We start from the raw sequence: 20,861 nt of genomic DNA, 5'->3' as shown, positions 1-20,861 counted from the left end.
AAGGCGTTCAGCACCACCTCCGACGGGGAACTCGGCGCGCGCAGCGGCCACAGCACCCGGCGCCGCACGAAGGTGACTTCGGGAACCAGCCGCGTCGTCACAACCGTTCCTGCGCCCAACCACGATCAGCGCGGAAACCGTTCAGCAGAAGGAAAATCGGTCGCCGACAGCACCATCGGCGACCAGGTCCCCCGCGTCGCTCCACACAACGGGCCGCCGAACAAACTCAAGCAAACCGGGCTGGTTCCACACCTCGACCGCCACCGCGGAGACCAGCTCCGACGTCCGGGAGACGAGGCCAGGACCGCCACAAAAGAACGTCGGCAACACCGACACACCGAGGCGGCGCACGTCAGCCCACATCACCAGCGCCGACGTCCCAGAAGATCCCCATCACGCACCCACACCTGGGTCCACAAGGACCGGAACAGTCTGTGGACAACTCCGGTGGATCAGCCGCCGGAGTGCATGTCCTCGGCCTCGGGGACGCAGTCGTCGTCCGGGTCGTCGAGCCAGCCGTGCGGGAGTGTGACCTTGCCGGGGGAGCCTTGGCGACCGCGCGGGCCGTCGGCGTTGGCCGGGAACGGGGTGTCGTGGTCGAGGCGGGTGAGGAGGTCGTCCAGCTCGTCCATGCTCGACACCATCGCGAAGCTGCGGCGAAGCTCGGAGCCCACCGGGAAGCCCATGAAGTACCAGGCCATGTGCTTGCGCAGGTCGCGCATCGCCTTGACCGAGCCGTCGTGGGCGACGAGCAGTTCCGCGTGCCGCCGCAGCACCCGCGCCACCTCGCCCAGGTTCGGCCCCTGCGGCACCTCGCGGCCCGCGAACGCGGCCTCGAGCTCACCGAACAGCCACGGCCGGCCGAGGCAGCCGCGGCCGACGACCACGCCGTCGCAACCGGTTTCCGCGACCATCCGCAGTGCGTCGTCGGCGGAGAAGATGTCGCCATTGCCGAGTACAGGGATGCTCGTCACGGCCTCCTTGAGCGCCGCGACCTTCGTCCAGTCCGCCTGGCCGGAGTAGCGCTGCGCGGCCGTGCGGGCGTGCAAGCTGACCGCCGCCGCGCCCTCGGCCTCGGCGATGCGCCCGGCGTCGAGGAACGTCTGGTGGTCGTCGTCGATCCCGACGCGGAACTTCACCGTGAACGGCACCCCGGCCGCGGCCGCGGCCGCCGCCGACTCGCGCACGATGTCGGCGAACAGCCGCCGCTTGAACGGCAGCGCCGCGCCCCCGCCCTTCCGCGTCACCTTGGCGACGGGACAGCCGAAGTTGGAGTCGATGTGGTCGGCGAGCCCCTCGCCGACGATGATCTTCACGGCTTCGCGCATGGTCTTCGGGTCGACGCCGTAAAGCTGCATGGACCTGGGTTTCTCGTGCTCGCCGAAGGTCATCATGTGCATGGTCCCGGGGTGTCGCTCGACGACCGCGCGGGCGGTGATCATCTCGCAGACGTAGATGCCGGCGCCGTACTCGGCGCACAGGCTGCGGAATGCGACGTTGGTGATCCCGGCCATGGGCGCGAGCACAACCGGGGGATCGACCTCGTAGGGGCCGATCTTGAGGGCGGGCTTCGTCTCGACTAGGGCAGTCACGCCTTCCATTGTCGCTGGTGACGCAAGGCACGTGAACTCGGGAGTCTCAGGAAGACTTGGCCAACTGGCTCACGCGCTGGAACGACACGCCGAGAACGTCGCCTGCTTCTCGTTGGGAGAGTCCCATCGCGAGCAGTTCTTGCACCGCCGCACGGTTTTCGGCGGCTGCCTCGGCCTGGTTGCGCTGAGCTTCAGCTCGCAGGACCTCAGCGCGGGCCTGGTGATCCTTTACGGAACTCGGAAGATGCACCTCAAGATGAAGGTTGAACTCATCGCCATGAAGATCCTCCATGATCTCCACAAGTTCGCTCGCCATCGCTGCGACGTCCTTGTAACGGAGGGCCTGGGTGGATCGGCCGATCTCGTTGACCCGGATAAGCCAGAATTTCCCATCACGGGTTACTTCGGCGTGGTAGGTCTTCACTTCTTCCACCATCCCTTGCCCAAGACGTCCTCGCACTCCCTGAAGATGTCGATCGCGAAGATCTCGCCCAGTTCGTTGTGGCGTGGGATCGGTACCATCACGCCGTTCAACGTGTAGACAGTGTGGTTGGCACCTTCTCGGGCCAGGCCCCACTCCGCCTCCTGCTTCTTGGCCTCGGTGGCGATCTTCTTGATGACTTCCCGTCTCTTCACAGAGTATGTCTAGCCCCGGCTAGACGCAACCGTCAAGAGCGGGCTAGACAGTCGCCTCGAAGGAGTGAAGGTTGTCATTGTGTTGACTTTGGGCAGCCGAAGTTGGAGTCGATGTGGTCGGCGAGCCCCTCGCCGACGATGATCTTCACGGCCTCGCGCATGGTCTTCGGGTCGACGCCGTAAAGCTGCATGGACCTGGGCTTCTCGTGCTCGCCGAAGGTCATCATGTGCATGGTCCCGGGGTGCCGCTCGACGACCGCGCGGGCGGTGATCATCTCGCAGACGTAGATGCCGGCGCCGTACTCCGCGCACAGCTGCCGGAAGGCGACGTTGGTGATCCCGGCCATGGGCGCGAGCACAACCGGGGGATCGACCTCGTAGGGGCCGATCTTCAGGGCGGGCTTGCTCAGGGTCGCGGTCACGTCTCCATTGTCGCTTGTGGCGGCGACCACGTCGACCAGGGGCTCACCGAGGCTGGATCGAATCGTAGAAAGTCTGCGCTATGGCTAGGACCCGGATCTTGCAAGTCGTCAGATCGTCGCTCGCCGCGTTCCAGTCGTCGAGGCCGATGTCGAGCGTTGCGTTGCTGTCCAGGACGGTCAGCTTGCAGTTCGATCCGGTGGGGACCAGTCCCCATGCTGCTTTTTCGCCCAGCCGCACTGTTGGGTCCAGCACGGACGCGCCCGATGACGTGGAGACGTCGAATTTGTCGCGCTGGCGCTGCACGTTGTTCACTTCCAGGTCGAGGTTGACCGTCAAGCCTTCCCCCGAGTTGGTGAAGGTGCACAGCCAGCCTTTGCTGCCCTCGAGCTTGGTGTCGGAACTGTTGCGCGGCAGGTTCCCGACCCGGCCCGCGACTTCCTCGCAGCTTGGCAGCGGTGCAGCCCCGTACTTGCCTTCGATTTTGGCGAAACTGCTGACACCGCCGCCCAGAAAGGCGAATGCGCCGATCGCCCAGCCGATCACGAGGACCGTGACGAGCACGGCGACCAGGCTGCCGGCCACGATCGTGACGATCCAGCCGGTGCCGAGTCCTCGTTTCGGTGGGTTGGGGACCGGGCCGCCGTGCGGGGGGAGTCCTTGCGGGAACTGGGCGTTCATATCGTCATTGTCGCTTTTGGTGCCGTGCGTATCGATCGGGGTATGGGCCCGTGGGCCGGGCTTGCCTGGCATCTGCGTCGAAGGCTCACGGCTTCGTTCCACGGCATGATGGGCATGACACAGCCCGAGAATCGAGGAGTGCGACGTGGTCGAGAAGCCGGTGCGGTGGGGGATCATGGGCACGGGGGGCATCGCCGGGTCCTTCGCCGAAGATCTCAGGCTCACGGACTCCGGCACGGTCGCGGCCGTCGGCTCGCGGAGTCGGGACGGTGCCGACCGGTTCGCGGACCGCCTCGGCATCACCACGCGGCACGGCAGTTACGAGGACCTGGCGAACGATCCGGACATCGACGTCGTCTACGTCGCCACCCCGCACCCCATGCACCACGCCAACGCCCTGCTGGCGCTCGAGGCGGGCAAACCGGTGCTGGTGGAGAAGCCGTTCACGATGAACGCCGCGGAGGCCCGCGAGCTGGTCGCGGTCGCGCGGGAGCGGGGGCTCTTCCTGATGGAGGCGATGTGGACGCGTTTCCTGCCGCACGTCCGGCGCATCCGAGAGCTGCTGGGGGAGCTCGGCGACGTCGTCACGGTCATCGCGGACCACGGACAGTGGTTCGCCGAAGATCCCGCGTTCCGGCTGTTCGCCCCGGAGCTGGGCGGCGGCGCGCTGCTTGACCTCGGCATCTACCCGGTGTCGTTCGCGTCGATGGTCCTCGGCGCGCCGAACCGCGTGGTCAGTCTGTCCGACCCGGCGTTCACCGGTGTGGACGCGCAGACGTCGATGCTGCTCGGCCACGCGAGCGGCGCGCAGGCGGTGCTCAGCTGCACGCTGCGCGCGGTCGGCCCCACCACGGCGACGATCGTGGGCACCGACGCTCGCATCGAGATCGAGGGCGCTTTCTACGCCCCCACGTCGTTCACGCTGATCCCGCGGAGCGGCGACCGGACCCGGTTCGAGTACGCCGACGAGGGCCGCGGCCTGCGCCACGAGGCGGACGAGGTCGCGCTGCGCCTGCGCGCCGGCGAGACCGAGAGCCCGCTCATGCCGCTGGACGAGACCGTCTCGATCATGGCGACCATGGACGAGGTGCTCGCGCAGGCCGCCACCGCGGGCTGACCGGCCCGGTCGACGTCGTCGATCGGCTCGAAAGGCGCGGTCGAGAGGGATCGCAACCGTCCCGTGTCCGGGGTTGAGTAGTGCTACGGATCCGATCAACGGCCCTTATGCCCGAATCTGACCGCATGACTACCGAAGGCGAAACCCTCCACCGCCTGGCCGACGAGATCAACGACCTCGGCCGGCGCCTGGCAGTGGTCGGGGCCGAGCTGCGCGGCGTTGAGGTCGCGGTCACCGCTGCGGAGCCGTCGCCTGGCCTGTCGACGTCGGGTTTCCAGGCGGAGGGGGTTCCGCAGACGCCGTCGGCGGCTACAGGCGACCCGCGTGTTCGTCCGCCGGAATCGGCGGCCGCGCAAGGGAATCCGAACATGCCGCAGGACCCGGCCGTGGGCCAAAGCGACCCGAGCACGCTGCCGCCGGGATCGCCCACCGTGCCGGGCGATCCCCGCACGCAGCCGCAGGATCCGGTTGCTGCGCAAGGGGATCCGCGGTTCGGCGCGCCGGGGCTGTTCGCGCCGTCGGCCGCGCCGTCCACGCCCGCTTACGGCACCGCCTACCCGTATCCCTACCCCGGCACGCAACCCCACGGCCACGGCATGCCCCATCCGGCGCCCCCGCAACCCCAGTACGCCCAGCCCATGCCGCAGTACTTCGCGATGCCGCCGCAGCAGCCCTACGTGCCGCCGCCGACGTTGGCGGAACGGTTGCGGAAGGAAGGCGCCGGGGCGCGGGTGCTCGCGTGGGTCGGCGGTGCGGTCACCCTGCTGGGCGTGGTGCTGCTGCTGGTGCTCGCCGTGCAGCGGGGGTGGCTCGGGCCGTTGCCGCGGGTGCTTGTCGGGGCGGCGTTCGGGGCCGCGCTCGTCGGGGCAGGCGCGTGGCTGCACCGCAAACCCGCCGCGCGCACGGGCGCGTTCGCCCTTGCCGCGACCGGCATCGCGACGCTCTACCTCGACGCCGTCGCCGCGACCTCGCTCTACGACTTCCTGCCCGTCCCAGCGGGACTCGGCGCCGGACTCGTCATCGCGGTCGGCGGCCTGCTCCTTGCCGTCAAATGGGACTCCTCTCTGCTCGCCAGTGCGGTCGTGGTCGGGTGCGGGGTGTGCGCGCCCCTGATCACGTGGGGGTTCACACCGGAGCTGGTGACGTTCCTGCTCATGCTCCAGATCGCGACGGCGCCTGTCCAGTTCCGGCGTGAGTGGTGGGCCCTTTCGCTCGCCGCGGCATTGCCGCCCTTGACAACGTCGGTGATCGGCAGCGCGCTGCACACGCAGAACGTCCCGGTCGCCGTGGCCGCAGGCGTCGTGAGCGCCGCACTTGCGCTGATTATGTTGCGGCGTAAGGAAAATGACCCGGCGGCGATGGCCGTGCTCGCGTCCGCCGTCCTGCCCGTTCTGGTCGCCGCCGCGCTGTTGCCGAAGACCCAGTCGGCCCTTCTGGCGGGTGGCGCGGCCGTGGTGCTGGTCGCGACTGGGCTCCTCGTGCGGGGGAATTCCGGCAACGTCGTGGTGATCGCCGGCCTCGTCGCCGCGCTGCAGGCCACCGTCACGCAGTTCGACGGCGGCGCGGTCCTGCTCGGGGAGGCCGTTGTGCTCGCCTTCGCCGCGCGGTGGACGCGCAATCGGTTCGTGCTCGGCGGCGCGCTCGCGTTCGCGGTGATCGGCTGGCTGGTCGCGCTCGTCACGGACGTCACGCCGGCGCTGCTGATCGTCGCCCACGCGCGCACCACGGCGGACCTGCTGACCGGCCTTGCCGCCGCCGTCCTGCTGCTGGCCGTGGCGGTCGCGCTGCCGTGGGCCGCGGTCCGGCTGGAGGTGCTGAAACCCGCCAAAATCGTGACCTGGCTGCCCGCGGGACTGGCCGCGCTGCACGGCGCCGCCGGTGTGGTGCTCTGCGCGTCGCTGCTGGTGATCCCGAGCCGGTCCGGGTTCCTGACCGGCCACGCGCTGATCACCGTGTCCTGGACGGTCACCGCCCTTGTCCTGCTCCTGCGCGGTATCGACGCCGTCGCGCTGCGCGTGGTCGGGCTGGTGCTGGTCGGGGCCGCCGTGCTGAAGCTCGTGCTGTTCGACCTGGCCGCGCTGGACGGCCTCGCGCGCGTCGCCGCGTTCCTCGGCGCCGGGCTGGTGCTGATGGTCGCGGGCGCGCGTTACGCGCGGCTCGTGGCGTCGCGTTAGCCGTTCGCGGGGCCGGCACGGAGCTGGACTAGCGGGCGGATTGTCCATTGTGGACTTGATGCGGTTGGTGCCGGGATGGGGCCGGTTGCCGCTGCCATTGGTGCCGGACCCGTCGTTGGAGTCGCGGCCGGTGGTGTGGGCCGCCTAGTGTTTCCTCGGTGTCGTGGCGCGAAGTGGGCACGAGTGCTGGAGACTGCGGATGACCGACGCTGAGGATCGCGAGCGCACCACCGAGGGCCAGGTGGGTGCGGGGCCCGATGATGCCCGGCGCGTGGAGGCGGAGAACGCGGACATCGACGCCGAGAACACCGGCGAGACCCGCAACCAGAAGCTGCAGCGCAACATCGGCGAGTTGCTCCAGGAGCTGCGCGTGGCGCAGGCCGGGGTGCAGATCCTGTTCGGGTTCCTGCTGGCGGTGGTGTTCACGGATCGGTTCCATAACGCGAGCGAGCTCGAAAAGGCGCTGCACCTGTGCGCCGTTCTGCTCACGGTGGCGGCGACGGCGCTGCTGACCGCCCCCGCGGCGTGGCACCGGGTGCTGTTCCGGACCGGCCGGCGCGAAGAGATCCTGCACGTCGGCAATCGGTTCGTGCTGGTTGGGCTGGCTTGCCTCGCCGCGGCGATCACGGTGACGGTCGCGCTCATCGCGGAAGTCGTCTACGGACTGGTCGCGATGACGGTCGTCGCGGTGCTCACGTTGCTGCTGTTCGGGACGCTCTGGGGACTGATCCCGTATCGGATTCGGCGGGACCAGGCCGCCTTGCGCGATTGACCGCGGGGCTGCTCCGGGAGCGCTCCCAGAAACACCGGCCAACCCGACCTCGCGAGCACCCGCGCCCGAACCCCTGAGCCACCGCCCTGACACCCGAGCCACAGCACGAAGCCTCGGAGGCCACCGACCTAGGCGGCCTCCGAGACGAAATCACGCCGTCAGCTTCCCCCACGCGTAGTTCTGCTTCGCCAGCTTCAGATAGACGAACAGCTCCGTCCCCGTCACGCCGGGGATGGGCCGGACCTCCTCGCCCAGTACTTCGAGCAGGTGCTCGTCGTCGCGGCAGATCAGTTCGGCCAGCAGGTCGAAGCGGCCGGCGCAGAGCACCACCTGGTGGACGTGGGCCAGATCCGACAGCCGCGTCGCGATTTCGCGGGGGTCGCCGTTCACGGTGATGCCGATCATCGCTTGGCGGGTCAGGTCCACGTTCTCCGGCGCCGTCACCGCGACTATCTGCATCATGTCGTCGCGCAGCAGCCGTTGGACGCGTTGTCGCACGGCGCCCTCCGAGAGCCCGACCGCCTTGGCCAGCGCCGTGAACGACGCCCTCCCGTCATGCTGGAGCAAGGCGATCAAAGTTCTGTCGGTGCCGTCCAACGCCTTCGGCGCACGCTGGTCATCGACCTTCGTGCGGTTTTCGTCACCCATGCCGTCCCTCCCTGTGTTTCGGCATGTGATTCCTTAAGTGCGCAGCGTATCGGCCATAGCGTCCGAGCAGGAGGGCTGTTCGGACCGAAACCGCGGTCAAGCCGCTGCTCCGGTGAACTTTCACGTGCGTACGGCCGAGCCCGCTGTGTGCGTCCGCGCACAGCGGCTGCCGTCGCGCCGGGGGGTCCGGGTAACGTCTGCCGGCCCGTCGGCGCAGTGCCCACCCCCGGAAAACCCACCCCGAGAAGGAGAAACAGTCATGTCCGAAGCCGTCGCGTCCGCTCCCACGGTCCAGGCCAAGGGGCTCCGCGGCGGCGCGCTCGGCATGGTGTCGTCGATGGTGATCGGGATGTCGTCGACGGCGCCCGCATATTCCATTGCTGCGACACTCGGCTTCATCGTGCTCGCGGGCACCGGTTTCAAGGCCGCCGCGTTCATCCTGCTTTCGTTCGTCCCGGTGCTTTTCGTGGCTTTCGCGTTCCGCGAACTGAACGCCGCGGAGCCGGACTGCGGCACCAACTTCACCTGGGCGACGCGCGCGTTCGGCAGCCGCGCCGGCTGGATGACGGGCTGGGTGGTCACCGTCGCGCAGTTGCTGGTGATGAGCAGCCAGTCGGCGCTCACCGGCCGTTACACGCTGCTGCTCTTCGGCGCCGACGGCCTCGCGGGCAACCGCGCCGTGACGACCGCGATCGGCGGCGTGTGGCTGCTCGGGCTGTGCTGGCTCTGTTACCGCGGCATCGAGGTGTCCGCGCGGGTGCAGTGGATCCTGCTCGGCATCGAGCTGGCCGTCCTGGTCGTGTTCTCCGTGGTCGCGCTCGGACGCGTGTACGGCGGCAGCGCGGGAGCGCAGGCGAACCTGCCGCAGTGGAGCTGGCTGTGGCCGAGCGGCGTGAGCGTCGGGACGGCCGTGTCCGCCGTGCTGCTGGCCGTGTTCATCTACTGGGGCTGGGAAAGCTCGCTGTCGGTGAACGAGGAGTCCACGGACCCGCGGCACGCGCCGGGCCGCGCCGCCGTGCTGTCGACCGTGCTGCTGGTGCTGAACTACCTGCTCGTCACGGTCGCCGCGCTCGCCTTCGCCGGTGCCGGCGAGAACGGCATCGGGCTGGGCAACGAGGCCAACTCCGGTGACGTGCTGGCCGGCCTCGGCGGCGCGGTGTTCGGCTCGTCCGGGCTGGGCCGGGTGTTCGGGCTGCTGCTGATCGTCTCGGTGCTCACCAGCGGCGCCGCGACCAGCCAGGCGACGATCATGCCCGCCGCGCGCACCACCCTGTCGATGGCGACCCACGGTGCGCTGCCGAAGGTGTTCGGCCGCGTGCACCCGAAGTACCAGACGCCGACGGTGTCGACCTGGACGTTCGGGCTGGTGTCGCTCGCGCTGTACGCGCTGCTGGCGGTGTGGAGCGACAACGTGCTGTCGGACTCCGTGGACGCTGTCGGGCTCACGATCGCGATCGAGTACACGATGACGGCGCTCGCCTGTGTCTGGGTGTTCCGCCGAACGCTGCTGACGAGCGTGCGTAACTTTTTCTTACGCGGGTTGCTTCCGCTCGTCGGCGGTCTGTTCTTCCTGGCCGTGCTGGTGCTCGCGGTGCGCGAGTACGCGAAGCCGGACGCCGGCGAGACCACGGTTTTCGGCATCGGCGGCGTCGCGGTGATCGGCGTGGTGTCGATCGTGATCGGGTTCCCGCTCATGTTCGCCGTGCGCCACTGGTGCCGCGAGTTCTTCGCCGGCCGCCGCCTGCCGCGCGGTTCGGTACCGCGCGGCGGCGACGTCATCGAGGCTCAGCAGCGCCGGAGCAGGTCTTCCTCGGTCTCACGCGGGACCAGCAGCGTCGCGAGGCCGTCGCGGACGCCGACCAGCGGCGGGCGGCCCACGAGGTTGTAGTTCGAGGCCATCGAGTGGTGGTACGCGCCGGTGCACGGCACGGCCAGCAGGTCGCCCGCGTGGATGTCGCCGGGCAGGCAGACGTCGGAGGCCAGCACGTCGCCGGACTCGCAGTGCCGTCCGACGACGGTCACCGGCTGCCGCGCCGCCTTCGTGTGCCGTCCGACGAGCCGGGCGGTGTAGCGCGCGCCGTACAGCGCGGGGCGCGCGTTGTCGCTCATGCCGCCGTCGACGGCGACGAACGTGCGGCTGCCGCGCTTGACCGCGCACACCCGGTACACCGTGATCCCGGACGGCCCGACGATCGCGCGGCCAGGCTCGATCGTCAAGCGGGGCAAGGGAAATCCGTGCGACGAGCACTCATACCCCAGCGCGACCCGGAGCCGCCGCGCGTAGCCCTCGAGGTCGAACGCCGCCTCGCGGTCGAGGTACGGCACGGCGTGCCCGCCGCCCAGGTCCAGCTCGCGCAGGGTGACGCCGTAGGTGTCGCGGATGCGCACGAGCACCTCGACCATCCGCCGCGCGGCCTCCTCGTACCGGTCCACCCGCGTGACCTGCGAGCCGATGTGGCAGTGCAGGCCGACCAGCCGCAGCCCGGGCTGCGCGAGCACGGCGGCGACGGCGCGGTCCACGTTGTCCTGGACGTCTTCGCGCAGCGAGAAGCCGAACTTCTGGCCCTCGGTGCCGGTGGTGATGGCGGCGTGCGTGTCTCCGGTGACGCCGGGCGTCACGCGGATCATCACCTGCTGCGCGCCGTGCGCGAGCGCGCCGAGCTGCTCGACCTCGTCGAGCGAGTCGAGCACGATGCGGCGGACGCCGTACTCGAGCGCGGCCTTGAGGTCTTCGGGCGTCTTCGCGTTGCCGTGCAACAGGATCCGATCGGCGGGGAAGCCGATCGAACGTGCGACGGCGATCTCACCCGCGGAGCACGTGTCGAGCGACAGGCCCTCTTCGGCGACCCAGCGCAGCACGGCCCGGGTGCACAGCGCCTTGCTCGCGAAGGCCACTTCGGCCTCCGGCAGGGCACGGCGGTAGGCGCGGGCCGTGTCACGCACCTGCGCCTCGTCGAGGAGGTACGCGGGGGTGCCGAACCGGGCGGCCAGGTGGCTCACCGGGGCGCCCGCGAAGATCAGCTCACCGCCTTCGCCGAGGGAAGTGCTCCGCGGCCAGAGCCCCGGTTCGAGGTGGTCGGCGGCCTCACAACCGAGGCTGGGCAGTAGCTCGCTGAGCGTCACGGTTACCTCCGTGAGTGGGCCATTCGGACTCCTCCAGCAGACCGCCGGGCTCAGCGTTCCGCCCGCGCCGTGAACACCACGCTGACGCTTTCGTCCCCCTCGCTGACGTCTTATTTACATGCGGGTAACTTGCGCCACACCCCCGCTGACCTGCGCTGTGCTCAGTTCTCGCGCGGACCGCCGTCACAAGGGACATGGTTGAACCGATGACGGACTTCGCGACGGAAATCGAGACGCACCGGCGGGAGCTGCGGGTGCACTGCTACCGGATGCTCGGCTCGTTCGACGAGGCGGAGGACCTGGTCCAGGAGACGCTGCTGCGCGCGTGGCGCGGCCGTTCGACGTACGAGGGGCGCGCGAGCGTGCGGGCGTGGCTGTACCGCATCGCGACGAACGCGTGCCTCGACTTCCTCGACGCGCACCCGCGCGAGCTGCCGGTGCTGGACTTGCCGTCCACGCGCGATTCGGACCTCACGCCGCGGCCGGCGGTGGCGGTGCCGTGGCTGCAGCCGTTCCCGGACAGCCTGCTGGAGCCGGACGCCGTGGTCGTCGCGCGCGAGACCGTGGAGCTGGCTTTCCTGGCGGCGATCCAGCACCTTTCGCCGCGTGGACGGGCGGCGTTGCTGCTGCGTGACGTGCTCGGCTGGTCCGCGCGCGAGACGGCGGCGGCGCTGGGGACCACGCCGGCTTCGGTGAACAGCACCGTTCAACGCAGCCGCGCCGCGCTGAAGGAGCATCTGCCCGCACGGCGTACGGAGTGGCAGGCCGGCGAAGCGAGCGAAGCGGAACGCGCTGTCGTCGCGCGCTACATGACGGCGTTGGTGGAGCACGACGAAGCGACCTTCGCGGAACTGCTGCGCGAAGACGTCCGTTGCAGTCACGCGTCGGGCGCCGGCGGTCACTCCGGACCGGAGCCCACCTGGTATTCAGGCCTGTCGACGGTGCAGAAGGCTTGGGAGCCGGCGTTTCGCGGGGACTACGCCGCGCCGTTCCGCGTACTGCCGATTTCCGCGAACGGCCTGCCCGCGCTGGCCACTTACGTTCGCGTGGACGGGGTTTTCCGCGCTTTCGGGATCAATGCGCTACGGATTTCGGATGGCAAGGTCGCCGAGGTAATCACCTTCAGCACCGCGGCGTTCCCCGCGTTCGGCCTTGCCGAGACCTTGCCTACCTTGCCGTCGTGAGACGGCTGCCGTCACGGAAATGGCCAAGCGGCCACCAGGTGCTCTCACCGGTGGCCGCCCGGGTTTCAGCGAACGGTCTCCGGCACGGTGTCGAGCACGTGCACCATGTCGGTCGCGAGGGCGCGGGCCTTGGTGTTGTCGAGCTTCGTGTGGACCTGGACGATCTTCTGTACTCGGTCGATCCGTTGCTGGTAACGGCTGACGGGCGTGGGTGTGGTCATGGCTTCTTCCTGACATGGGGGTTGACGGCTGCGCCGCAGACGCAGCCTCGCTCGAGGTGCCCGGCCGAGGTCGCGGCGCAGAAGCGGCGCGCGATCACGTCGTGCGAGTCGAGCGGGTGTGGGCAGCTGGGGCAGGCGTTCTCCGGCCGGGTCTCCTCGGGCGCGTCCGCCGGGGTCGCCGCAGTCATGCCGCGGCCCGCGCGGGTTCACGCAACGGTGCGCCGACGGAGTGCAGGTGCTCCAGCACGTACCCGTAGGAGCGGGCCCAGCCGCATTCCGCGTAGGAGATCCCGCGCTCGGCGCAGAACTCCCGCACGATCACCTGGGCGTGCTTGAGGTTGGACCGGGCCATGCTCGGGAACAGGTGGTGCTCGATCTGGTAGTTCAGCCCGCCGAGGACGAAGTCGACGACCGGGCCGCCGCGGATGTTGCGCGAGGTCAGCACCTGCTTGCGCAGGAAGTCGAGCTTGTGCCCGCTGGTCAGCATCTCCATGCCCTTGTGGTTGGGCGCGAACGAAGAGCCCATGTACAGGCCCCAGAGGCACTGGTGCACCGCGATGAACACAAGACCGGTCAACGGTGACAGCACGATGAACACCGCGGCCACGTAGGCCACGAGGTGGCCGATCAGGAGCGCGGACTCCAGTTTGTGCCGCCGGACGTCACCGGCCCACACCGCCTTCACGCTCGACACGTGCAGGTTCAGGCCTTCCAGCAACAGCAGCGGGAAGAAGATGAAGGCCTGGTATTTGGCCACCCAGCGCAGAAAACCGCGCTTCTCACTGCTCTGCGCGCGGCTGAAGGCGAGCGCGGCGATGTCGACGTCCGGGTCCTCGTCCTCGTGGTTCGGGTTGGCGTGGTGCCGGTTGTGGGTGCCGATCCACCAGCCGTAACTGAGGCCGGTCAGTCCACCGTGGACCAGTCCGGTGGCGTCGTTTGCCTTGTGGGTGCGGAAGATCTGCCGGTGGCCGGCATCGTGGCCGATGAAGGCGAGCTGTGCGAACATCATCGCGAAGAACGCGGCGATGAACAGCTGCCACCATGAGTCACCGAGATACACGAAGGCCACCCAGCCGGCCGCGAAGGCGAACAGGTTGAGCCCGATCCGCGTGGCGTAGCTGCCGCGGCGGCGCTCCAACAGGCCTGCCGCCTTGATCAGCCGGGATAGCTCCGCGAACTCACTGCCCTTGGGGGGCAACGGATCGAGGGCATCAGAAGTACGGGACGAGGTCATGACGACACCGCTCTGGTTCAGGCGAGACGCTTGTCCAGCGACGGTTTTCCGGCCACGACGGGTCCGGGTCCGGTCCGGGAGAAGGGCGCTGGGGCCTGGCCGCGGTGGCACCGCGGCCTGCCATCAGCCTCTCACTCCTGTGCGACGATGGCAATTCCCCCGCCGGAACCGGAACCGGCGTAAGGTCAACGTCATCGGGGAACGCAGGGTCGGCTCCGCCGGCTACCCCCGGTGCCCGTCCGGTCGGTTTGCCCGTCCGGGGACAGGAGTTCGTCCTGGTTCGTGAGTTCCCCGCCCGTGGCCATACCGGCCACAACAGCTGGTGAGCAGCCGCCCGTCCCGCTTTCGCGGGGCCCGAGGCGCCCACGACGGCTACCGCGGGAAGCTCGGGTGCCGCGATTCGCCACTGTCGGCGGGGTTGTCCCATCGACGGGCCGTGGCGGCTCGCTGCGGTGCCGCCGCGCCCCGTCGGCCGGTCACGAAAGTCCCCACGACGACAGCAGCCCGAACAGCCGTTCCCGCTCGGGCGCCGTGAGCAGGCGGCTCGGTGGCCGGACGTCCGGACGGCACAGGCCCAATTGGGACAGCGCGTCCTTGACCACACTGACGTTGTTGGCGTTCCCATCGGCCGCACGCATCTGTTCGAACGGCCGGATCCGCTCCCAGATCTCCATCGCGCCGGCGAAGTCGCCGGTGCTGAGCCTGGCGAACATGTCCAGCGAAATCCGCGGGTCCACGTTCACCAGCCCGGACGTGAACCCGGTCGCGCCGACGGCGAAGTACCCGGGCGCGGACAGCTCCGCCAGACCGGCGATCCACACGAAGCGTTCGTAACCCGCTTCGCGCGCGACGGTCGCGAACTGCACGGGGTCCGGCACCGCGTACTTGACGCCGATGACGTTCGGTGCGGCTTCGCCGAGACGCGCCAGCTCTTCCCCGCTGATGGCGGGGTTGCGGACGTAGAGGACGACGCCGAGTTCGGGCACCGCCTCGGCGATCGCCCGGTGGTACTCGACCCAGCCGTCACGCGAGACGTAAGGGTGCACGGGCTGGTGGATCATGATCATGTCCGCGCCGGCGTCCCGGGCGTGCCGCGCGGCCTTGACGGCGGAGCGCACGTCGTGCCCGACGCCCGCCAGCACGCTCGCGCCGTGCGCCCGCTTGACGGCCAGCTCAAGGCACAGCCGCGTCTCGTGCCCGTCGAGCGCGTAGAACTCCCCGGTGTTCCCGTTGGGCGTGACCACCTCGATGCCGCTCGTGGTCAGCCGCTCGACCAGCCGGCCGTAGATCTCCCCGTCGATCCCGCCCCCGCTGCCGAACGGCGTCACCGGAATCGCGACCACGCCGGCCAGCCGCCGCCGCTGTGTTTCGAAGACCGCTGTTTCGAACACCACTGGCATGTCCGATCTGATATATGATGTGCACTGACGCGGCGAGACTAGCACGGGGCAGGCGTCCTGAATCTTGGGTCGACCGGCCCGGCCGGCGACTGCGCTGGTCGCCCGGGTCCCTGGCGGAACCTTTCAGGTGGCCAGGAAGGACGTCAGCTGCTCGACGACAAACGCATGGTCCTCGGCCTGCGGCAGGCCTGAGACGCCGACGGTGCCGACCGGCCCGACGCCCGCGACGATCACCGGGAACACGCCGCCGTGCGCCGCGTACTGGTCCGGGTCCAGGCGCGAGTCGGCCTCGAACGAGCTGCCCTTCTCGCGGAACTGCGTGCCGACCAGGAACGAGCTGTGCCCGTAGCGGTCGACGACGCGGCTCTTGCGTTCGATCCACGCGTCGTTGTCGGCGGACGTGCCGGGCAGCGCGGCGTGGAACAGGCGCTGGCCGTTCCGGCGCACCGAGATCGTCACGGGCAGGGCGCGCGCCCGCGCCTCGGCCAGCAGGTGCTCGCCGAGCGCCAGCGCGGTCTCGTTGTCGAACCGGGTGAAGGTGAGCCGGTCCTCTTGCTCCAGAAGCTCGGTAACGGTCGTCATGCCACTATTAAATCAACACTGTTGTTTAATCCCGCAAGGTGGCCAAGGCGAAGGCCGTGTGCATCGCCACCCCGCTGGGCATCGCGTTCTCGTCGAACACCACGCGGTTGGAGTGGTTGTTCGGGGCGTTCTCGGCGGCGACCCCGGGCGGGCAGGCGCCGAGGAACGCAAACGCGCCCGGAACCCGTTGCAGCACATAGGAAAAGTCCTCGGCTGCCATGCTGGGGACCGGGATCTCCTCGGCGTTCTCCGGGCCGAGCACCTCGGCGGCGAGGGCCAGCACCTGGGCGGCGACGGCCTCGTCGTTCACCGTCACCGGGTAGCCCGGGTCGACGTCGGCCATGACGCGGCAGCCGTGGGCCGCGCCGATGGACGTGCAGACCTTCGGCAGCTCCTCGCGGATCAGCGCGCGCGTGTCCTCCGACAGGGCGCGAATGGTCCCCTGGAGCACCGCCGTCTCGGGGATGATGTTCGTGGTCGTGCCGGCCTCGATGCAGGTCACCGAGATCACCGCCGGGTCGAACACGGGGATGCGGCGCGTCACCATCGTCTGCAGGGCGCCGACCATCGCGGCCGCCGCCGGCACCGGGTCGATCGCCTCGTGCGGCATCGAGCCGTGGCCGCCGCGGCCGGTCACCTCGACGCGGAAGGTGTCCGCCGAAGCCATCGTCGTCCCGCCGCGCACCCGCAGGACGCCGCTGGGCATCGTCGCCATCGAGTGCAGGGCGAAGGCGCGCGACACCCGCGGGCCCGCGGCGTCCAGCACGCCCTCGTGGATCATGTGCCGCGCGCCGTGGTCGCCCTCCTCGCCGGGCTGGAACATGAACACCACCGAGCCGGCCAGCTCGTCGACGCGGCCGGCGAGCAGCCGCGCGGCCGACGCCAGCATCGCCACGTGGGTGTCGTGCCCGCAGGCGTGCATCGAGCCGTCGACCTCGGAGGCGAACTCCAGCCCGGTGTCCTCGTGCACCGGCAACGCGTCCATGTCGCCGCGCAGCAGCACGGCCGGGCCCGGGCGGGCGCCGCGCAGGACGCCGGTGAGCGACGTCGTCGAACGGCCCTCGGTGAACTCGATCGGCAGGTCGGCGAGGGTCGCGCGGATCGCCTGCTGCGTCCGCGGCAGGTGCAGGCCCCGCTCCGGGCGGCGGTGCAGGGCGCGGCGGAGGTCGACGGTGCGGTCCTGCAGTGCCCGCGCGTCGGCGAGCAGCCCGGCGAACGGGGTGCCGGGGAGCGTGGGCAGGTCGGTGGGTCCGGTCATGATTCGATAGTGGCACCCCCGCCCCTTCGGGTGCACCGTGCGTGCGCTCGTTTCCCCGGCGGAATACGGTGTGCGCATGGCGGTGCAAGAGCCGGTCACGGGCTTCGCGATGGCTGTGGTCCGAGAAGACGGTCGGTGGCGGTGCAGTGCGCTTGATCCCGCGGCACTGACAGAGCTGGACGCGGCGATCACCGAGCTGGGGAAACTCCGCTCGACCGGGGCGGCGTTCGGGCTGCTGGCCGTGGACGACGAGTTCTTCGTGATCGTCCGGCCGAGCCCGCGGGGGCCGTCTCTGCTGCTTTCGGACGCGGCCGCGGCGCTGGACTACGACATCGCGGCGGACGTGCTGGACGTCCTGCGCGTCGACCCGCCGGACGAGGACGACGAAGCCGTCTGGCCGGAGGGCGACCTGGAGATCCTTACCGATCTCGGACTGCCGGGCGTCGAGCTGGAAGTTATCGTCGGAGAGGTGGACCTCTACCCCGACGAGCAGTTGCAGATGGTGGCCCAAAGATGCGGCTTCGCACCCGAGTTCACGAAACTGCTGGACGAGCTCTGAGACGCCCGGCCGACACCGAAGCCGTGCAGGCCGCCCTCGAGGCGGCCCGCGGCCCTGGCGCTGATGTGCCCATCGGCGCCGTGGTGTTCGGCCCTGACGGCCGCCCCCTCGCGGCGGCCCGCAACGCCCGCGTCGAGCTGGGCGACCCCACGGCCCACGCGGAGATCCTCGCCCTGCGCGCGGCGGCCCGCGTCCACGGCGACGGCTGGCGCCTGGAGGGCTGCACCCTCGCCGTGACGCTGGAGCCCTGCACGATGTGCGCGGGCGCGCTGGTCCTCGCCCGGGTCTCCCGCCTGGTGTTCGGCGCGTGGGAGCCGAAGACGGGCGCCGTGTCGTCCCTGTGGGACGTCGTGCGCGACCGCCGGCTCAACCACCGCCCGGAAGTCCACGGCGGCATCCTCGCCGAGGAGTGCGCCACCCTGCTGGAGACCTACTTCGCCACCCGCCGCCCCCAGCCTTCCTGAACCCCCTCCTGAACCCCCTGCGGGCGCCGGACGGGGGTCCGGTATATTTCTCGGCGGTGGCGTGTCCGAGCGGCCGAAGGAGCACGACTCGAAATCGTGTGACGGCTAATCCCCGTCCGTGGGTTCAAATCCCACCGCCACCGCCAATCTCAGGCGACGTGTGCCCGCGAAAAGCGCGGGCCACGTCGCTTGGCGTTTTTTCCGGGGTGCAACCCCGGGCCCGCCCGGCGGGCGAGCCCCCGGACCCCCGGTGGTGGTTGCCATTGCGGTCGGGTGCGGCAAGGTCTCGGGTTCCTGACGGTGGTTGCCATTGCGGTCGTGCGGGGGCGCTCGGCCCGAACCCGGCGGGCTGATTCTGCGCAGGGGGCAGTGGTGGACGATGGCGGGTGAATGACGCTTGAAGTGATCGAGCAACGATCGTGGGGAGACGCTCCCGCTGATGCCTCGTACCTGGTGCGGACAGTTCACCGACTGCGCCGGAAGCCGATCGGGGAGCTGGAGGTCGAGGATCTCCGCATCCTTCTTGGCCAGGACGTCGGCACCGTGGTTGTTTTGCCGTACGCCTTGACTGTGCTGGAGCAGAACCCTTTTGCTGAGGGTGATTACTACCCCGGGGACCTGCTGTCGACGGTGCTTTCTCTGCCGCTGGAGTGCTGGCAGGGAAAGCCCGTTGGCTCGGACCGGATCGGGCGCATCGTTTCGGCGGTTGAGTCGATGGACCCCGAAGCCAGTGAAGACTTGGACGACACGATGCTGTCGAAGATCCGGGACTTCCGGATGCGCCGATCGCAACCGTGATTCGACGTACCTGGCCTGTTTCCGCCCATGCCTAGAGCCGCGCGGTTCTAGGCTGGCGACCATGACCACGAAACCGGAAGAGCTGCCGCCCGTCGGCCGGACGGCTGTCGGGGTCGCCGGGTTGCGGGCGTTGGAGAGTGGGCGGCCCGATCGGTTGTTCGAGGATCCCTACGCAGGCGCGTTTTTCCAGGCGGGGCAGGCGTTGTTCTCGGCCGAAGAGCGGGGCGACGGGCTCGGCCAGGTGTTCGCCGAGCAGGTGGCGATCCGGACCCGCTTCTTCGACGACTTCCTCGCCGGCGCGGACCAGGTCGTGCTGCTCGCGGCGGGGCTCGACGCGCGGGCGTTCCGGCTGGGCTGGCCCGACGGCGCCCGGCTGTTCGAGCTTGACCTGCCCGACGTGCTGGAGTTCAAGGACACCGTGCTGGCGACGCAGTCCGCCCGGCCCCGCTGCGAGCGCGTGGTGGTCCCGGTCGACCTGCGCGATGACTGGCCCGCCGCGTTGTGTGAAGCCGGCTTCACGCCCGGACGGCCGACGGCGTGGCTGGCCGAGGGGCTGCTCGTTTACCTCACTTACGACGAGGCGGCGCGGCTGCTCACCGACATCACCGCATTGTCCGCGCCCGGCAGCCGCATCTCGTTCGAGCACCGGCCGCAGGCGGATGGCGACAACCTGCTCCAGCGCGCCCGCGCGGTGGCGAACGGCGCGTCCGTCACCGGCCTGTGGAAGGGCGGCCTCGGCGCCACCGCACCGGAATGGCTGACCGCGCACGGCTGGCGGCCCGAGACGTACTCGCGCGCCGAACTCGCCGCGGGGTACGGGCGGCCGCCGGACGAGCCGACGGCCGGTGGGTTCGTCACCGGGGTGAAGACGGGCTGAACCGTCCTTAATGGACTTCCGTCAGCCCGGGACCACGGGCGTGCCAAAGGGTTCCAGGACGGGAATGGTCTCGACGATCGTCGAGACGCCCGTCGCGACGGCCCTCGCGATCGAGTTGCAGGCCGACGTCACGGGGTAGACGACGTCGGTCGAACGGTCACCGGCCAGGACGGCGTCCGCGGCCGACCGCGCGGCCGCCGCGATCGACGTGACCTGCTCGGCGGTCTGGACGGCGAGCCGGTCCAGCAGGTCGGCGAGGTCGAGCCCGACGGCGGCGGTCCGGGCGGCGGCTTCCGCGGCTTGACGGTAGTGGGCGTCCAGTTCGTCGGCGCGGCTGCGGAAGAGCGCGGCGGGCTCGCCGCCCCAGCGCCGCTCCGCGCGGTGCGCCCCGCCCTCGAACTGCAGCCGCGCGGTGACCAGCACGTCGCGGCCGCTGGAGAGCTTGCGCGCGGACTCGCGGATGGCCTGCGGCGAGCAGTCGATCTGCCGCAACGCCGCGACGGGGTTGGGCGCCCCGAGCCGCGCCCCCGCGGCCCGCAACGGCTCCAACGCCGCGGCGGCCTGGTCCAGCGCCGGGTGCAGGAACGGCATCAGAACCCCTCCGCCGGGTGCGGCACGAGCTCAGCAACACCCGCACCAAACGCAACAGGCGCAACACGCCCCAGCAGCACCGAGCGCGGTAACGGCATCAGAACCCCTCAGCTGAACAGCGCGGTGGCCGCGATCGGCCGGATGCGGTCGGCGTGGCCGCCCGCGGCCATGCGGAGCAGGCCGGCCAGGTCGGAGGTCGCGTCGCCGAGGACGCGGGCGTCCACGTCGCGCGCGGCGAGGGCGGCTTCCCAGCGGGCGGCCAGCTCGCGGGCCGGCGCGGAGATCCCGAAGGGCGTCGACTCGAGGCGGGACTCCGCGAAGCGGCCCGCGGCCTGGTCGGCGTCGGCCGCGGCCTTGTCCAGTGAGTCGGCTGCGGAACGCAACCGTTCAGTCGTCGAACCTGGCATGGGACTCCCCTCCCTGGGCGCCGCTCCCGACGAGCGGCCGGTTACGGAGGGCGGGCCCCCACCCGTCACCCCGTAGGGGGAGATCTAACCCCATTACGTCCCGTGTGGTCACCCGGCCAGGCG

23 protein-coding genes, 1 tRNA gene and 1 pseudogene are annotated in these 20,861 nt (G+C 70.1%); 10 read left to right on the top strand and 15 right to left on the bottom strand.

The annotated features are described in order from the left end of the window. Positions 1-452: 452 nt before the first annotated feature. From dusB to OG943_RS34645, 5 genes and pseudogenes are all read right to left on the bottom strand, one after another. A complete protein-coding gene (gene dusB, locus OG943_RS34665) occupies positions 453-1,601 on the bottom strand; it encodes a tRNA dihydrouridine synthase DusB (protein ID WP_328605139.1) in 1,149 nt (382 codons plus the stop codon). A gap of 37 nt (positions 1,602-1,638) precedes the next feature. Continuing rightward, positions 1,639-2,016 (bottom strand): hypothetical protein, encoded by a 378-nt coding sequence (locus OG943_RS34660; RefSeq protein ID WP_328605138.1) that lies wholly within the window; start codon positions 2,014-2,016, stop codon positions 1,639-1,641. Next, positions 2,013-2,228, bottom strand: a complete 216-nt coding sequence (locus OG943_RS34655) for a hypothetical protein (protein WP_328605137.1) — start codon at positions 2,226-2,228, stop codon at positions 2,013-2,015. Before OG943_RS34655 ends, OG943_RS34660 begins: the two co-directional genes overlap by 4 nt. Before the next feature lie 89 nt (positions 2,229-2,317). Further along, positions 2,318-2,650: pseudogene (locus OG943_RS34650) on the bottom strand (tRNA-dihydrouridine synthase); the annotation flags it as partial. Between the two features lie 43 nt (positions 2,651-2,693). Further along, positions 2,694-3,329 carry a hypothetical protein gene (locus OG943_RS34645; RefSeq protein ID WP_328605136.1) on the bottom strand — a complete coding sequence of 212 codons (636 nt, stop codon included), beginning with the start codon at positions 3,327-3,329 and terminating at the stop codon, positions 2,694-2,696. 145 nt (positions 3,330-3,474) lie between these two features. Between OG943_RS34645 and OG943_RS34640 the strand changes: the two genes are divergently transcribed. The 3 genes from OG943_RS34640 to OG943_RS34630 all read left to right on the top strand — a co-directional run bounded on the left by OG943_RS34640 (position 3,475) and on the right by OG943_RS34630 (position 7,392). After that, positions 3,475-4,446, top strand: a complete 972-nt coding sequence (locus OG943_RS34640; RefSeq protein ID WP_328605135.1) for a Gfo/Idh/MocA family protein — start codon at positions 3,475-3,477, stop codon at positions 4,444-4,446. Positions 4,447-4,571: 125 nt separating this feature from the next. Continuing rightward, positions 4,572-6,620 (top strand): DUF2339 domain-containing protein, encoded by a 2,049-nt coding sequence (locus OG943_RS34635; RefSeq protein WP_328605134.1) that lies wholly within the window; start codon positions 4,572-4,574, stop codon positions 6,618-6,620. 199 nt (positions 6,621-6,819) lie between these two features. After that, on the top strand, positions 6,820-7,392 hold the full coding sequence (locus OG943_RS34630) for a DUF6328 family protein (RefSeq protein WP_328605133.1): 573 nt from the start codon (positions 6,820-6,822) through the stop codon (positions 7,390-7,392). A 150-nt stretch (positions 7,393-7,542) separates the two neighbouring features. Here the strand turns inward: OG943_RS34630 and OG943_RS34625 are convergent, their stop codons facing one another. Further along, complete coding sequence (locus OG943_RS34625) at positions 7,543-8,040, bottom strand: Lrp/AsnC family transcriptional regulator (protein ID WP_328605132.1); 498 nt, start codon at positions 8,038-8,040, stop codon at positions 7,543-7,545. 259 nt (positions 8,041-8,299) lie between these two features. Here OG943_RS34625 and OG943_RS34620 point away from each other — a divergent pair, with 259 nt between their 5' ends. Beyond that, positions 8,300-9,928 carry an APC family permease gene (locus tag OG943_RS34620; protein WP_328605131.1) on the top strand — a complete coding sequence of 543 codons (1,629 nt, stop codon included), beginning with the start codon at positions 8,300-8,302 and terminating at the stop codon, positions 9,926-9,928. Here the strand turns inward: OG943_RS34620 and lysA are convergent. Beyond that, the gene (lysA, locus tag OG943_RS34615; RefSeq protein ID WP_328605130.1) at positions 9,826-11,163 is read right to left on the bottom strand and encodes a diaminopimelate decarboxylase; all 1,338 of its coding nucleotides are present in this window, start codon (positions 11,161-11,163) and stop codon (positions 9,826-9,828) included. The genes OG943_RS34620 and lysA overlap by 103 nt on opposite strands. A gap of 194 nt (positions 11,164-11,357) precedes the next feature. Here lysA and OG943_RS34610 point away from each other — a divergent pair, with 194 nt between their 5' ends. After that, positions 11,358-12,347 (top strand): RNA polymerase subunit sigma-70, encoded by a 990-nt coding sequence (locus OG943_RS34610; RefSeq protein WP_328605129.1) that lies wholly within the window; start codon positions 11,358-11,360, stop codon positions 12,345-12,347. A 65-nt stretch (positions 12,348-12,412) separates the two neighbouring features. Here the strand turns inward: OG943_RS34610 and OG943_RS34605 are convergent, their stop codons facing one another. From OG943_RS34605 to OG943_RS34580, 6 genes are all read right to left on the bottom strand, one after another. Next, a complete protein-coding gene (locus OG943_RS34605) occupies positions 12,413-12,568 on the bottom strand; it encodes a DUF6307 family protein (RefSeq protein WP_328605128.1) in 156 nt (51 codons plus the stop codon). Beyond that, positions 12,565-12,756: an RGCVC family protein gene (locus OG943_RS34600; RefSeq protein ID WP_328605127.1), complete on the bottom strand. Its 192-nt coding sequence runs from the start codon at positions 12,754-12,756 to the stop codon at positions 12,565-12,567. The genes OG943_RS34605 and OG943_RS34600 overlap by 4 nt, the downstream gene beginning before the upstream one ends. Beyond that, positions 12,753-13,802, bottom strand: coding sequence for a fatty acid desaturase family protein (locus OG943_RS34595; RefSeq protein ID WP_328605126.1), 1,050 nt, complete (start codon positions 13,800-13,802; stop codon positions 12,753-12,755). The genes OG943_RS34600 and OG943_RS34595 overlap by 4 nt, the downstream gene beginning before the upstream one ends. Before the next feature lie 476 nt (positions 13,803-14,278). Continuing rightward, positions 14,279-15,202: a dihydrodipicolinate synthase family protein gene (locus tag OG943_RS34590; protein ID WP_328605125.1), complete on the bottom strand. Its 924-nt coding sequence runs from the start codon at positions 15,200-15,202 to the stop codon at positions 14,279-14,281. 123 nt (positions 15,203-15,325) lie between these two features. Continuing rightward, positions 15,326-15,784 carry a heme-degrading domain-containing protein gene (locus OG943_RS34585; protein WP_328605124.1) on the bottom strand — a complete coding sequence of 153 codons (459 nt, stop codon included), beginning with the start codon at positions 15,782-15,784 and terminating at the stop codon, positions 15,326-15,328. A gap of 25 nt (positions 15,785-15,809) precedes the next feature. Further along, on the bottom strand, positions 15,810-17,042 hold the full coding sequence (locus OG943_RS34580) for a M20 metallopeptidase family protein (protein ID WP_328605123.1): 1,233 nt from the start codon (positions 17,040-17,042) through the stop codon (positions 15,810-15,812). Positions 17,043-17,118: 76 nt separating this feature from the next. On the opposite strand from OG943_RS34580, the gene OG943_RS34575 reads away from it, so the two are divergent. The 5 genes from OG943_RS34575 (at position 17,119) to OG943_RS34555 (ending at position 19,740) form a co-directional block, all read left to right on the top strand. Beyond that, positions 17,119-17,601 (top strand): tRNA adenosine deaminase-associated protein, encoded by a 483-nt coding sequence (locus tag OG943_RS34575; protein ID WP_091627185.1) that lies wholly within the window; start codon positions 17,119-17,121, stop codon positions 17,599-17,601. Positions 17,602-17,624: 23 nt separating this feature from the next. Next, on the top strand, positions 17,625-18,065 hold the full coding sequence (locus OG943_RS34570) for a nucleoside deaminase (protein ID WP_328605122.1): 441 nt from the start codon (positions 17,625-17,627) through the stop codon (positions 18,063-18,065). Between the two features lie 55 nt (positions 18,066-18,120). Then, positions 18,121-18,211 (top strand) — tRNA-Ser (locus OG943_RS34565). A gap of 244 nt (positions 18,212-18,455) precedes the next feature. After that, positions 18,456-18,863 (top strand): contact-dependent growth inhibition system immunity protein, encoded by a 408-nt coding sequence (locus OG943_RS34560; RefSeq protein ID WP_328605121.1) that lies wholly within the window; start codon positions 18,456-18,458, stop codon positions 18,861-18,863. 61 nt (positions 18,864-18,924) lie between these two features. Next, positions 18,925-19,740 carry a class I SAM-dependent methyltransferase gene (locus OG943_RS34555; RefSeq protein WP_328605120.1) on the top strand — a complete coding sequence of 272 codons (816 nt, stop codon included), beginning with the start codon at positions 18,925-18,927 and terminating at the stop codon, positions 19,738-19,740. A 21-nt stretch (positions 19,741-19,761) separates the two neighbouring features. Here OG943_RS34555 and OG943_RS34550 read toward each other — a convergent pair whose 3' ends face one another. Together OG943_RS34550 and OG943_RS34545 are read right to left on the bottom strand one after the other, a co-directional pair. Continuing rightward, positions 19,762-20,331, bottom strand: a complete 570-nt coding sequence (locus OG943_RS34550; RefSeq protein ID WP_328605119.1) for a hypothetical protein — start codon at positions 20,329-20,331, stop codon at positions 19,762-19,764. Between the two features lie 107 nt (positions 20,332-20,438). Further along, a complete protein-coding gene (locus OG943_RS34545) occupies positions 20,439-20,738 on the bottom strand; it encodes a hypothetical protein (RefSeq protein ID WP_328605118.1) in 300 nt (99 codons plus the stop codon). Positions 20,739-20,861: the final 123 nt, after the last annotated feature.

The organism is Amycolatopsis sp. NBC_00345, assembly GCF_036116635.1.
GTDB lineage: Bacteria > Actinomycetota > Actinomycetes > Mycobacteriales > Pseudonocardiaceae > Amycolatopsis.
This window is presented reverse-complemented; position numbering and strand designations above follow the sequence as displayed.